Genomic DNA, 13,490 nt, shown 5'->3' on the forward strand with positions numbered 1-13,490 from the left:
GAATCAGGCCCTCACTGGCCGGTGTGCTGTGCGATGGGCGGTGCCCCGGATGCATTGTCGACCTGCACCTGGTCACCGGCCTTGACGTGTTGCAGCCCCTCGACCACCACCCGCTCGCCGGGGGCCAGGCCTTCGCTGACGACCCAGCGGTCGCCTTGGGCGCTGCCCAGTACCACCTGGCGATCGCTGACCCGGGCCTGCTGGTCCACCACCAGCACCTTGGGCACGCCGGCACTGTCGCGCAGGATGGCGCGCTGGGGCACGCTCAGGCCCTTGGGTTGCACGGCCTGCTCCAGGCGTACGCGCACGTAGCTGCCGGGCAGCAGGTCGAGGTCCGGGTTGGGGAACTCGCTGCGCAGGGTGATCTGGTTGGTGGTGGGGTCGACGCTGATGTCGGAGAACAGCAGCTTGCCGGGCAGCGGGTAGGCGCTGCCGTCGTCCTGGATCAGCGTGGCGCGGGCCTGGCCGTCGCCCACCTGCTGCAGTTCGCCTGCGCGCAAGGCGCGGCGCAGGGCGTTGAGCTCGCGGGTAGACTGGGTAACGTCGGCATGGATCGGGTCCAGCTGCTGGATGGTCGCCAGCGGGGTGGTCTCGTTCTGGCCGACCAGTGCGCCCTCAGTGACCAGGGCACGGCCGATACGGCCGGAAATCGGTGCCGTTACGGTGGCGTAGCCGAGGTTCAGGCGGGTGCGTTCCAGGGCAGCCTTGGCGGCGGCCACTTCGGCATCGGCCTGCAGGAAGCTGGCCTTGGCGTTGTCGTATTCCTGGCGGCTGACAGCCTTGTCGTCGACCAGATCGCGGTAGCGCTGCTCCTGCAAACGCGCCTGGTACAAGGTGGCCTCGGCCTTTGCCAGGGTGGCGCGGGCGCTGTCATGGTCAGCCTTGAATGGCGCTGGGTCGATCAGGAACAGTACATCGCCCTGTTTGACGTCACTGCCTTCGCGGTACACCCGCTTGAGCACCACGCCCTCGACGCGCGCGCGGACTTCGGCGGTGCGCGGCGCCAGGATGCGGCCGCTGAGTTCGCTGCTGATGGCCAGTGGCTGCAGTTGCAGGGTTTCTACCCGCACTTGCGGTGTGGGGGCTTTTTCGTCTTGCTCGGCGCTGTCGCCACAGCCGGCCAGGGACAGGCTCAGAAACGCCATGAGCGCCAATGGGCGCAGGCGAGGGGGGAGGGTAGTAGGCATGCGGATCTTCCGATGATGACCGCGCCTATGGTACGGCAGGTACTGCCCATGCGGCTGTTAACACCTGTAGGGCGAGTGTGAAAAAGTGTGAAGAACAATCCTTTCGTGCGGCTGGGTTCTATATTCTGCGTATGCCTGTGCCGGCCTCTTCGCGGGTAAACCCGCTCCCACAGGGATCGCGTACAGGCCTACCTCAACCCAGATTCCCAAGCACCTATGCCGAATATTTTCCTGGTCGAAGACGACAGCGCCCTGTCCGAGCTGATCGCCAGCTACCTGCAACGCAACGACTTCCATGTCCAGGTGATCGCCCGGGGCGATCATGTGCTGGACGAATATCGTCGGCAAAAGCCCGACCTGGTCATCCTCGACCTGATGCTGCCGGGTATCGATGGCCTGCAACTGTGCCGCCTGCTGCGCCAGGAGTCACAGACCCTGCCTATCCTGATGCTGACCGCCCGCGACGACAGCCATGACCAGGTATTGGGCCTGGAAATGGGCGCCGACGACTACGTGACCAAGCCCTGCGAGCCCCGCGTGTTGCTGGCCCGCGTGCGTACCCTGCTGCGCCGCAGCAGCGTCAACGAGCCGCGGCTGGATAACGACCTGATCCTGATAGGAGGCCTGCGCATCGACCTGGCCGAGCGCACGGTCAGCTGGCGCGGCGAAGAGGTGGAGCTGTCCAGCGGTGAGTACAACCTGCTGGTGGTACTGGCGCGCAATGCCGGCGAAGTGCTGAACCGAGACCGCATTTTGCAGCAGCTGCGCGGCATCGAGTTCAACGGCACCGACCGTTCGGTGGACGTGGCCATCTCCAAGCTGCGGCGCAAGTTCGACGATAACGCCGGCGAAGCGCGCAAGATCAAGACCGTGTGGGGCAAGGGCTACCTGTTCAGCCGCGTCGAGTGGGAGTGCTGACCGGCCATGCTCAAAATCCTGGTGCGGTTGTATCTGGTGATCATCGTCGCCTACGCCGGTGCGTTGCTGTTCATTCCCGATACCATCGTTGGCCTGTTCCAGGAACGCTTCATGGCCTACAACCTGGACCAGGCCAAAGGTGTGCAATCGTTGATCGTGCGCCAGTTCCACCAAGCCCCGCGCGAGCAGTGGCCGGCCGTGGAGAAAGACCTGGCCAATGCGTTCGCCCCGCTGGAAGTGAAGCTGCTGCGCATGGGCCAGGCCGAGCTCAGCGCGGATGAGCAAGCGCGGCTGCAGCACGGCCAGTACGCGGTGCGAATTGCCGAGTGGGGCTACTACGAAACGGTGCTGGCACCGCTGGACAAGGAGTGGCTGGTGCGCCTGCATGCACCGCCAGACCCGCTGGACATCAATGTGCTGTCGTGGGGCGTGACCGTGCTGATCGGTGCGGCCATGCTGGGCTGCCTGCTGTTATGGGTATGGCCGCACTGGCGCGACCTTGAGCGCCTGAAGGAAACCGCCCGGCGCCTGGGCCAGGGGCAGATGGCCGAGCGCACTCACATTTCGCCGCATTCCAACATTGGTGAGTTGGCCGGGGTGTTCGACACCATGGCCAGTGACCTGGAGCGCCACGTCAACCAGCAGCGCGAGCTGCTCAATGCGGTGTCCCATGAGCTGCGCACGCCGCTGACCCGCCTGGACTTCGGCCTTGTGCTGCTGTTCGACGAAGTGCCGCAGGCCAGCCGCAAGCGGCTGCTGGAGCTGGTGGGGCATGTGCGCGAGCTGGATGAGCTGGTGCTTGAACTGTTGTCCTACAGTCGCCTGTACAATGCCGACCAGGCCCGCGAGCGGGTCGAGGTGTCGTTGCTGGAACTGGTCGACAGCGTACTCGGCGGTTTTGCCGAAGAGCTTGATGGCCGGGGTATCCAGTGGGAAGTCCGGGCCGAGGGCAATTTGCCCCGGTTTGTGCTGGACCCACGGCTGACAGCGCGGGCGGTGCAGAACCTGGTGCGCAATGCCATGCGCTACTGCGACGAAAGCCTGTTGCTGCGCTTGCGTCTGGAGGACGATGGCGCTTGCCTGCTGACGGTGGAGGATGACGGGATTGGTATTCCGGTGGAGGAGCGGGAGCGGATTTTCCAGCCGTTCTACCGGCTGGACCGCAGCCGCGACCGCAACACCGGCGGTTTTGGCCTGGGGCTGGCGATCAGCCGGCGGGCGATCGAAGGGCAGGGCGGGAGCCTGACTGTGGCGCAGTCGGCGCTGGGCGGGGCGCAGTTCAGGATTCGCTTGCCTGCGGGGTGATGGGGTACCTGTGCCGGCCTCTTCGCGGGTGAACCCGCTCCCACAGGTACGCCACAGCGTTCAAAATCTGTGCGGTCCCTGTGGGAGCGGGTTCACCCGCGAAGAGGCCGGGCCTGCTAACCCTGTTCCGCCAACTGTGTAGTCCATAGCACGACCCGGTCCTTGCCGGTGTGTTTGGCTTCATACAACGCCTGGTCGGCCTTGATCAGCGCCATGGTTAACGTATCGCCCGCGCTCACCTGTGCCAGGCCGATGCTGATAGTCACCGGATGAGCACCTGAATCTTCACGCACTCTGCGTAGCAATGCCTCCACCCGCTGTTCAGCGCCTTTTTGGTCCAGCCCCTCAAGAAAAATTGCGAATTCCTCGCCGCCCAACCGCGCAAACTCGGCGTCGACCATGGCTGCCTTGATGTGTAGCGCAACGCGTTTGAGTACTTCGTCACCGATGTCGTGGCCGAAACGGTCGTTGACCTTCTTGAAGTTGTCTATGTCGACCATCGCCAGGTACTGCCCGGGGGTTGCCTGATGCAACTGTTGCTCCGCTTTGGCCATGAACGAGCGGCGGTTGGGGATTTCGGTCAGGGCGTCGACGTAGGCTTGCTCCAGCAGTACCTTGGACAGGTAAAAGTTGTGCAGCTTGGTCTTGCGGATCTGCAGGTAGCTGTAGCTGACCAGGCCGCTGAGAAACACCGCGTAGCTGATCAACATGGCGCCTTCGACCGCGTCGGGCTCCATGCGGGTGTGGTAGAACGGGCTGAGCATCACCCAGGTGATGGCCATGGCGCAGAAGAATGACCAGCGCCGCACCGGCAGCACCGACATGGCATACAGCACGGTGGAGACCCCGAGGATCAGCCATACCGGGCGCAGGGCCACCGGGAGGCCTTCGATTACCAGGCGCATGCCCAGGGTGATGACGGTGATGAACAGCAGGTTGAGCACGTCGAAGTGATGGCTGCGGCGGGTAAAATTCAGCACGACGGCCAGGCAGCCGAGCAGGGAGATGAACAGGTAGGACAGCCAGGTGAAGCCCTGGCCTGCGAGAAAACTGACGATCAGGTCGAAGACCAGCCAGACCAGGATACTGACGCAGATTACCAGCAGGCAGAACGGGCGCATGGACTCGAATTCGTGCTGGCGGAACTCGGCGCGCAGGGCGGCGGGGGCGACCTGCTTGCGTACGTGCTCCTCGATGGTTTTGAACATGGGTGAGCTCCTGGGGGTACTGCTTTGCCAGGCCCGGCCCTTTCGCAGCACAAGGCTGCTCCTACAGGAGGCGTGCTATCTGCAGGAGCGTGCTGCGAAAGGGCCAGCCCTGGCGACTCAATTCTGTGGCAAAACACCCCGGGCCCAGGGCCGGTAGCGCAAGTCAAACACCGCCTCGAGATGGCACCCACCAACCAGCTTCGGCTCCGTAGGCTCAGCCCTGAATACCTGCCCAGGTGCGCTCACCTGGCGGAACGCCTCGCGCACCACGCCTATTCGGCACGGTAAGGCCTGTTCGTAACCCTGGCGCACCAACGGCGGCAATCGCCCGGTGCCGGCGCCATCCTGCCACCACACAGTCAAGCCCAGGCCTGCCAGTTGATCCAGCCAGGCGGCGTTGACCCGAGGCGACAGCTTGCCTGCGCTGAAGGCACTGATGTGCAGAGGCTTGTCCAGTTGGCGGTTGAAGGCCTGTAACTGGCTGAACAGCGCTTCGCGCCGCGCGGGGTCGCGAAAGTGCTGGTCGTCCAGCTCCATGGGCAGGTACCAGCCCTCCACCGACAACTGCCAGGCCTGGCGCAGTTGCTGGTACTGGGTGAGGGAGCGCCCCAGTTGCGCTTTCCAATAGCTGCTCAGGCCTTCGCCGTCCAGTTCATCCACACGCTGGTAGTAGGCCGGGTCCATGTACAGCCCCAGCACCACCTGCAGGCCTTGGGCACGTGCGCTGCGCAGGCTGTTGGCCAGCCAGCCCTGGGCGCCGCCGAAGTCGCTGTCACCATAGGCGCTCCATTGCACGATCAGGGCCTTGCCCCCCTGGGCCACGGTGGCATGCCACAGCTGTTGCCACTGGGCGGGAGTGACATTGGCGTCGCGGTTGAGCGGTTGGTAGAACAGGCGCTGGTCGGCCGTGGCGGGCAGGCACAGGGCAAGCAGGCAGACGGCGAGGAACGTACGCATCAGAAGGTCATCTCCGCACCGACCAGCACGCCGTTGGCGCGCTCATAAAGATTGCCGCCCAGCGACTGCTGGTACTCGGCACGCACTTTCAGCGAGCCGCGGTAGGCGTTGTAGCGGTCGTCATCGAACCACCATTGCCAGCGCACGCCAACCCCGGCCCGGGCGTCCTGGCGCCAGTCGTTGCTCGGGTCCTGGCTGGAAAACTCGAAAAAGCCATAGGGCATGAGGGTTTGCGGGGTACTGCCGGGAATTTTCCAGGCATGGCCTTGCTGGTAGCGCGACAGCCAGGCGTGATCGCCGGCGCGGGTCCACCAGGCCGCGTCTAGGTAGAGGAAGCGCTCGTTCCAGTCGTCTTCATCCACCCGCCAGTCATTGCGCCAGTCGCCCTGGTCGAGGACCGAGGCGGTGGCGCGCAACAGCAGGTCGTTGCTCGATTCGGCATGGTGGCGCAGATCGCCCCAGTTGCCACCGACCTTGGCCGGGCTCAGCAGCTGGCCAAGGCTCAGGCCGCGGTAGTGCGCTTCGTCGATCTGCCGCTGGTGGTACAGCTCGGCGTACAGGTTGAGGTTGGCCTGGCCGAGCGGCTTGTAGCGCAGGCCGACCCCGGTACCCATGCTCTGCGCATAGTCGGTGCGGCTCTGGCCACCGAACAGTACCCGGCCGTACACCGACAGGGTGCTGCCGTTGCGGCTGGGTTCTTCGCCCAGGGCATGGTCCCACATGGCCAACTGCACGTTCTGCGATTGGGCACGGCGTGAGCTGCCGCTGCGCTGGCCGTTGTCGAGGAACTTGTCGTTGGTCGAGGTGCCGGCGGGTGACCAGGTGCTGGCCAGGGTGATGGTGTCACGCCGTGACAAGCTTTCGTGGGCTCGGCGCTGGCGGTATTTGCGGGCTTCCAGGCTGCCGTATTCGTCGTCACCGTCGACCAGGTTCTGCTCCACATCGAGGATGCGGCGCAGCTCGCGGCGTGCCGAGGCACTGTCTTCGGCTTCGTCGTAGCGCAAGGCCAGGGTTTCGCCGAGGCGGTAATCCTCGGGGAAGTCATGCGTGGCACGCTCCAGGTAGGGGATCGACTGGCGGCGCTGGGCCCTGTCTGTCGAGCCGGCCAGGCGCATGCCGTAGTCGGCCCGGTAACGCGGCTGATCGGGGGCCAGGCGCACGGCTTCGGCGAGCCAGGCCATGCTCTGGGCGCTGTCGCCGGCCAGTTGCGCGGTGCTGGCCGCGGCGTAGTAGTGGTCGGCCCGGGGGTTGCTTGCCAAGGCATGGCGCTGGAAACCCAAGGCCGCCTGGTAATTGCCCTGGCGCTGGGCAATGGCTGCGCCCAGTGCCCAGTCATCGGCGCTGTGGTGTGCGGCAGCGTCCCAATAGCGCCGGGCCGCGTCAGCGTCGCCTGCGTTCAGCGCGCCACCGGCGGCCGTGAGGCGGGCGTTGTCGGTCCAGGCGCTGTCCGGCAGGCTGTGCCAGATAGGCAGCGCGGCTTCGGAGTCGCCGGCCGCTTCAAGTGCATAGGCCAACGCCAGGCGGTTGCCGGCGTCGCCCAGGCGCTCGGCGGCCTGGTAGTAGACCACCGCTTCACCGGGTTGGTCGGGCATGGCGCAGCGGCCCAGGGCGCGGTACTGGCCGGGCTCGCGGGGGGTGGACGGCACCGCCTGGCGAACGGCGTCGCACTGGCCGGCCTCGGCCAGGCGGCCGAGCAACTGGGCACGGGTATTGGCATCGACCCGCGGGATCAGGCCGAGCATGCGGTGGCTGTCCAGAGGCCCATCGTTGCGGGCATACAGGTTGCCCAGGCGCTGCAACAGCGATGGGCTGAGGCGGCCCTGACGGCGCTCGTAGGCCTGTTCCAGCAGTTGCCGGGCGTGACCGGTCTGGCCCTGTTCCACCAGCAGGAACGTAGCTTGCTCCAACGCGGCCAGGTCGCCACTTTGCCGGTAGCGGTTTTCCCATTCTCTGGCTGTGCGCGGTTGTGGGGGTTGCGGCGGGTCACCATACAGGCGTTGCTTGAGCACGGCGTAGGCGCGCGTGTCGGTAGTGGGTGTGCAGCCTTTGAACTGTTCGCGGGCCAGGTCCGGGTCATGGCGTGACAGCCAGTCGACGGTGTCCAGGCAGGGGCGTTGCAGGTCGTTGCTCAGGCGGCGCACCAGTGCCGCATCATCACCTTCGCGGGCCAGCTCCCACAGCTGCTGGCGCTGGTCGGGCTGATTCAGTTGATCTGGCGGCAGCGACTGCAGCCAGCGCTGGGCTTGCTGGTTGTGGCCCATGGCAATGGCGCGGTTGGCCATGGCCAGGCGCGCCTGGTCAGCTGCTTGAGGAGAGGGCGCGCTGGGCAGCAGTTTGTTCAACCCTTTTTCATCCACCTGCTGGACATAGGCATTGGCCAGGCGTTGCCAGTCTTCGGCGGGCAACTGGCCCTTGTCGGCGAGCGGCTGCAGTTGCTCGATGGTTTCCTTCCAGTTGCGCAGTTGTTCGGCGAAGTTGGCCCGGACCAGGCGCAATACCTGGCCATCATCCCTGGGCGGCAACTGGCTGAGCCAGTCCAGCGCCTTGCCCGCGCCACCGAATTTGGCCAGGCTCAGGCTGTAGGCCTGCCACAGGCGCACGCGTTGATTGCCCTCACTGGCAGCCAGCCATTGTTCCACCTGGCTGGCCGGCGGTGGGTCCTGTTCGATCCAGGTCAGGCGCAGTTCGAGCAGGGCGTCGGCGTATTCGGGGCTGCCGTCGAGCTGTGCGGCCAGCGCTTCGGCTTCCTTGTAGCGGCGTTGATGGGCCAGGGCTTCTACCAGCAGTGCGCGGGCCTCGTCGTTGTTCGGCACCCGGCCCAGCACGTGACGGGTCAGGCGCTCGACCTCGGCCCAGTTGTCTTTCTTGGCCTCACGATAGCCGCGGTCCATGAACGGGAAGCTGGTGAACCGCTGGAAGTCGGTCATCGGTGCCGAGGCGTCGACAGGCAGCGCGGCGCAGCACAGCAACAGGCCAGTGAAAGTGAGGGAAAAGCGCGGCTTCATGCCACCTCCCGGGTCAGATCAAGGGCGGCCTGCTGCTCGATGGCCTGTTCGTCAAGCGCCTGCTGCAACACCTGTTCGGTGATGATGCCGCGGGCGATCAGGTGCTCGCCCAGGCTCTGGTGCTCGGGGTCGAAGTCGATCAGCGCCTGGTTGAACAGGGTGACCGGGACCATGCCGCGCACCTGCAACAGCGTACCGAGCATGATCTGGTGGTGGCTGACACGCTCCAGCAGCGCTTCATCGTCCTGATGGCGCTCCAGAATGGCCAGCATGTCGCGGGTTTCCGGCTTCTGCCAAGGGCTTGGGTAGTGGTAGCGCAGGCCCAGGGTTACCCGGCCCTGCGGCGCCAGTCGCACGTGGACCGGGCGTTTCAGGTAGCGGCTGATCACCCCCAGCGACACTTGGCTGACCGGGCTTTCGCTGGCAAGGATCAGCGTGTCGCCGTCTTCGGCAACGGGCAGCACGCCATAGTGCGTCGCCAGTTTGCGTGGCAGTGTGGCAATCAGTTGCGGGTCGATCTTGAACGGGTTAAGCGGCGCCCAGGGCAGGTCCAGCTGCTCGGCCAGGGTGGCCACCAGTTGTTCGCTGTTCACCCAGCCCCGCAGCAGCAGTTCGCGGCCCAAACGCCGGCGTACCGGGCTGGTGATTGCCTGTTGCAGCTGCTCGTCACTGATCAGCCCTTTGGCCACCAGGCGCTGGCCCAGCGGCGTGCGGGCAGGGGCTGCGATGGCGGGGAATTCATGGGTGGTCTTGTCCCAGGCCACGCGCCGTGAGTCGCCCATTTCCATCACTTGGCGCAGGGCACGCAGGTTGGCGAAGAAGTTGACGAAGTTGCTCCACATCATCCGCGGTGCCGACAGCAGGCCTTCGCCGATGCCGTAGAAACGGGTGACGAACCAGCCGCGCTGGAACAGGCGATTGAACAGCATCAGCCCGTTCAGCCACAGCAGGGTAGACAGCAGCCAGCTGTCGCTAAGGATCGACATGAAGCGCCACGAGTCCGGCGCAATCACCGTGACCAGCCACATGGCCAGCAACACCAGCAGCAACATGTTGACCAAAAAGCTCAGCAGGTAGGCGAACAGCCCACGGCGGTCGCGCCAGAGGAAGTAGTTGAGTGCGCCCTTACGGCTCCAGCCGAGGTTGCTGGTGCCCTGGAACACGATGCCGACGATCCACCGCGACTTCTGCCGGATGGCATGCTGCCAGTCACGCGGGAAGTGCTCGCGCACGCAGATCACCTGAGAGAATTCCCGGCTCATGCCCGGGCGCCACTCCTGCTTCAGGGTGAGCGCCGGGTCGGTGATGGAATAACGGGCGAAAATGCACTTCATGCCCTTTTGCTTCAGACGAAAGCCAATGTCGTAGTCTTCGGTGAGGCTTTGCACGTCGAAGGCAATGCCGTCGCCGTCCTCCAGCAGCGCACTGATGGCGCGGCGGCTGAAGCAGGTACCGACACCGGCGCTGGGCACCTGGCCGGTCAGCGCTTCGCGGACGATGACGTCCTTGCCGTGGTTTTCGGCAAACTCGTCGACATAGTGGCCGGCGGTAAAACCTTTCCATTCCGGTGCGTAGGGGTAGACCGGGATCTGGATCATGTCCTTGTTCGGCAGCAGGTAGTTGAACAGGCGCAGCTCCATGGGCGAGATCACGTCTTCGGCGTCATGCAGGATGAAACCGGCGAATTCGATGCCGGCGTCCTGCTGGAAGCGCAGCAGGGCGTCGATGATGTTGTTCAGGCAGTCGGCCTTGCTGGTGGGCCCAGGGCGTGCGCACACCACCTTGTGCACGTTGGGGTAGTGCAGGCACACCGCGTCGACGTCGGCCTGGGTTTGCGGGTCGTTGGGGTAGGTGCCGACGAAAATCTGGTAGTTCTCGTAGTCGATGGTGGAGGCCGCCAGGCGCGCCATTTCACCGACCACACCCACTTCGTTCCAGGCCGGGACCATGATGGCAAGGGGCTTTTCCGGTACTTCGTACAGGCGCTTTTCGTCAGCCTTTTCGTACTTGTCATACACGCGAAAGCGCCGGATCAACTTGCGGACCCAGTAGCACAGGTCGATGAACAGGTCGTCCAGGCCCAGCAGGAACATCAGCGAGGCAAGGATGATGGCCAGGATCTTCAGGCCGAACAGCACGTAGGTGAGAAAATCGATGAATGCCAGGCTCATATGGCAGGCACCGGCATGGCAGAGTGGGCCATCGTCTTTATCCTCCCTCGCTTCCCTCGACGAAGTTGTACGGGATGTCACTTTTGTACGGGATAGATACAAGCAGCCCTATGCGCTGTTGTCCAAATTTGGGGCTTTTTCTTGTGGGCTACATCTTGTAGCTTTACAGGTCGTTCATTCAGGGAGCTGAACATGCAAGGCAAGGCCCGCAAGATCGTCCAGGCCATTCTTTATGAAGCCATCGCGGTCGCCTGCGTGGCGCCCGCGCTGGAGCTGGCGTTCGGTGCCGGCATGGCGCAGTCGACGGTGTTGTCGGTGCTGATGTCAGGCATCGCGATGAGCTGGAACATGGGCTACAACTGGGTGTTCGAACGCTGGGAAGCGCGCCAGCGCCAGCGTGAGCGCACATTCATGCGGCGCTTGCTGCACGCCTTGGGCTTCGAGGGCGGATTGGTGGTGATCCTGCTGCCACTGGTGGCGTACTGGCTGGATGTGAGCCTGTGGGCGGCGCTGCTGACCAACCTGGCGTTGTTCGTGTTCTTCTTTGTCTACGCCTTTGCCTTCCAGTGGGGCTTCGACAAGGTGTTCGATGTGCCGCTTTCGGCGCAGCAAGCCAAGTGTTGACTTTGTGCCGCACTAACGGCTAAGTTCCTACCCCATGAATACATTCCCGCATGTGAACGCCATTATTATTACCGCCATTATCAGCTTGGCGGGCTAGCGCGTACGTGCACCGAACCCGCCCTGGAGGCGGGTTTTTTCTCTCTGACTCCTGGGCAACATAAAAAAGCCAAGGAGTCATCGATGACCAGCTTCAGCGTCCCTCGTCCTACCGTCACCCCCCAGCAACTGCTGTCGGAGCAGGTGCGGCGCATTCTGGCCGCGCCGGTGTACGACCTGGCCATCGAAACGCCGCTGCAAGCCGCGCCTGCACTGTCTGCCAGCCTGGGTAACCAGGTGCTGCTCAAGCGCGAGGACCTGCAACCTACCTTCTCGTTCAAGATCCGCGGCGCCTACACCCGTTTGTCACGGCTGAGTGCTGTGCAGCGCGAGCGTGGGGTAATCACCGCCTCGGCGGGCAACCATGCCCAGGGCGTGGCCCTGGCGGCGTCGCACCTGGGTATGAAGGCCACCATCGTCATGCCGACTACCACGCCGTCACTCAAAGTGGAGGGGGTGCGGTCGCGCGGCGGGCATGTGGTGCTGCACGGTGAGAGCTTCCCGCACGCCCTGGCCCATGCCCTGACGCTGGCCGACAGCGAAGGCGCCACCTTTGTGCCGCCGTTCGATGACCCGGACGTGATCGCCGGGCAGGGCACCGTGGCCATGGAGATCCTGCGCCAGCGCCCGGGCGCGCTGGACGCCATTTTCGTACCGGTGGGCGGTGGCGGGCTGATCGCCGGTATCGCTGCCTACGTGAAGTACCTGCGCCCCGAGGTGAAGGTGATTGGCGTCGAGCCGGAGGACTCCAACTGCCTGCAGGCCGCCATGGCCGCCGGCGAGCGGGTGATCCTGCCGCAGGTCGGCACCTTCGCCGACGGTGTAGCGGTGGCGCAGATCGGCGCTCATTGCTTCGAGCTGTGCCGGCATTTTGTCGACGAAGTGGTAACCGTCAGCAGTGACGAGTTGTGCGCTGCGATCAAGGACATCTACGACGACACCCGGTCGATCACCGAGCCTTCTGGTGCCCTGGCCGTAGCCGGGATCAAGAAGTACGTGGCACGCGAGGGCGTGCAAGGCCAGACCTTGGTGGCCATTGACTCCGGGGCGAACGTGAACTTCGACCGCCTGCGCCATGTGGCCGAGCGGGCCGAGCTGGGCGAGCAGCGCGAGGCGATCATCGCCGTGACCATCCCCGAGCAGCCAGGTAGCTTCCGCGCCTTCTGCCAGGCGCTGGGCAAGCGGCAGATCACCGAATTCAACTACCGCTACTACCCAGGCAAGGAAGCGCGCCTGTTCGTCGGGGTGCAGACTCACCCGGTGCACGACCCGCGTGATCAGCTGTTGGCCAACCTTCGTGAGCAGGGTTACAGCGTGCTGGACCTGACCGACAACGAGCTGGCCAAACTGCATGTGCGCCATACCGTGGGCGGCCATGCAGCGCCGGGCGCTGATGAGCGGGTGCTGCGCTTCGAGTTTCCCGAGCGCCCAGGGGCGTTGCTGGGCTTCCTGGAACGGTTGGGCAAACGCTGGAACATCAGCCTGTTCCATTACCGCAACCACGGCGCGGCGGAGGCGCGGGTGTTTGCCGCGCTGGAGGTGCCGGGGGATGAGTTGGCAGGCTTGCCGTTGGCGCTGGACGAGATGGGGTATCGGTATTGGGATGAGACTGACAACCCGGCGTACCAGCTGTTCCTGGGCTGACAGTTAATTTGAGTAGACACCGGGGGCCGCTGTGCGGCCCCTGGTTGCGCCTGCAGGGATCGCACGGGCGCCTGTACGTCGAGCTCCCACGATCACCCCAGTTCACTTCGCTTGTTCAATTCCTCGCACTGCACCTGCGCATCCGTCCGGCTCGGGTAGCTCGGCTTGAGCCGCTCTTTCGCATGGTTGTCGTAAATGTCGAACCCTCCACACACGGTAGTGGCGTAGTAGCGGCTACCCACGCGGAACGACTCCTTTTCTATCGGCACCGCAGGAACGATAACGAATCTGGTTTGCATGTTTCGTGCCTCCCCAGGCAGAGACTTTAGTATTAGTCTCACCCGTGATAAGCATCAAGCAGGCTCATGAATAAAG

The 13,490-nt window shown here is 64.5% G+C and carries 10 protein-coding genes; 4 read left to right on the top strand and 6 right to left on the bottom strand.

Going from position 1 to position 13,490, the window contains the following annotated elements; all coding sequences use genetic code 11:
* Positions 1–11: 11 nt before the first annotated feature.
* The gene (locus tag E8E78_RS05690) at positions 12–1,187 is read right to left on the bottom strand and encodes an efflux RND transporter periplasmic adaptor subunit (RefSeq protein ID WP_016499478.1); all 1,176 of its coding nucleotides are present in this window, start codon (positions 1,185–1,187) and stop codon (positions 12–14) included.
* Positions 1,188–1,403: 216 nt separating this feature from the next.
* Between E8E78_RS05690 and E8E78_RS05695 the strand changes: the two genes are divergently transcribed.
* Positions 1,404–2,105 (top strand): response regulator transcription factor, encoded by a 702-nt coding sequence (locus E8E78_RS05695; protein ID WP_016499479.1) that lies wholly within the window; start codon positions 1,404–1,406, stop codon positions 2,103–2,105.
* Between the two features lie 6 nt (positions 2,106–2,111).
* Positions 2,112–3,410: an ATP-binding protein gene (locus E8E78_RS05700; protein WP_059395354.1), complete on the top strand. Its 1,299-nt coding sequence runs from the start codon at positions 2,112–2,114 to the stop codon at positions 3,408–3,410.
* A gap of 116 nt (positions 3,411–3,526) precedes the next feature.
* Here E8E78_RS05700 and E8E78_RS05705 read toward each other — a convergent pair whose 3' ends face one another.
* The 4 genes from E8E78_RS05705 to nrfB all read right to left on the bottom strand — a co-directional run bounded on the left by E8E78_RS05705 (position 3,527) and on the right by nrfB (position 10,751).
* The gene (locus E8E78_RS05705; RefSeq protein ID WP_049275470.1) at positions 3,527–4,618 is read right to left on the bottom strand and encodes a GGDEF domain-containing protein; all 1,092 of its coding nucleotides are present in this window, start codon (positions 4,616–4,618) and stop codon (positions 3,527–3,529) included.
* A gap of 117 nt (positions 4,619–4,735) precedes the next feature.
* Positions 4,736–5,575 (bottom strand): DUF4434 family protein, encoded by an 840-nt coding sequence (locus E8E78_RS05710; protein WP_049275472.1) that lies wholly within the window; start codon positions 5,573–5,575, stop codon positions 4,736–4,738.
* Positions 5,575–8,580 carry a phage receptor gene (locus tag E8E78_RS05715; RefSeq protein WP_084967048.1) on the bottom strand — a complete coding sequence of 1,002 codons (3,006 nt, stop codon included), beginning with the start codon at positions 8,578–8,580 and terminating at the stop codon, positions 5,575–5,577. Before E8E78_RS05715 ends, E8E78_RS05710 begins: the two co-directional genes overlap by 1 nt.
* The gene (gene nrfB, locus E8E78_RS05720) at positions 8,577–10,751 is read right to left on the bottom strand and encodes a cyclic di-3',5'-guanylate-activated glycosyltransferase NrfB (protein ID WP_049277643.1); all 2,175 of its coding nucleotides are present in this window, start codon (positions 10,749–10,751) and stop codon (positions 8,577–8,579) included. The genes E8E78_RS05715 and nrfB overlap by 4 nt, the downstream gene beginning before the upstream one ends.
* Before the next feature lie 192 nt (positions 10,752–10,943).
* Here nrfB and E8E78_RS05725 point away from each other — a divergent pair, with 192 nt between their 5' ends.
* A complete protein-coding gene (locus E8E78_RS05725; protein WP_016499485.1) occupies positions 10,944–11,375 on the top strand; it encodes a PACE efflux transporter in 432 nt (143 codons plus the stop codon).
* A gap of 180 nt (positions 11,376–11,555) precedes the next feature.
* Positions 11,556–13,115, top strand: coding sequence for a threonine ammonia-lyase, biosynthetic (gene ilvA, locus E8E78_RS05730; protein WP_080889223.1), 1,560 nt, complete (start codon positions 11,556–11,558; stop codon positions 13,113–13,115).
* A 92-nt stretch (positions 13,116–13,207) separates the two neighbouring features.
* Here ilvA and E8E78_RS05735 read toward each other — a convergent pair whose 3' ends face one another.
* Entirely contained in the window at positions 13,208–13,414 is a 207-nt protein-coding gene (locus E8E78_RS05735) for a hypothetical protein (RefSeq protein WP_049277645.1), read from the bottom strand.
* Positions 13,415–13,490 lie beyond the last annotated feature (76 nt).

This window comes from Pseudomonas sp. BN505 (assembly GCF_029873175.1).
Taxonomy (GTDB): domain Bacteria; phylum Pseudomonadota; class Gammaproteobacteria; order Pseudomonadales; family Pseudomonadaceae; genus Aquipseudomonas; species Aquipseudomonas putida.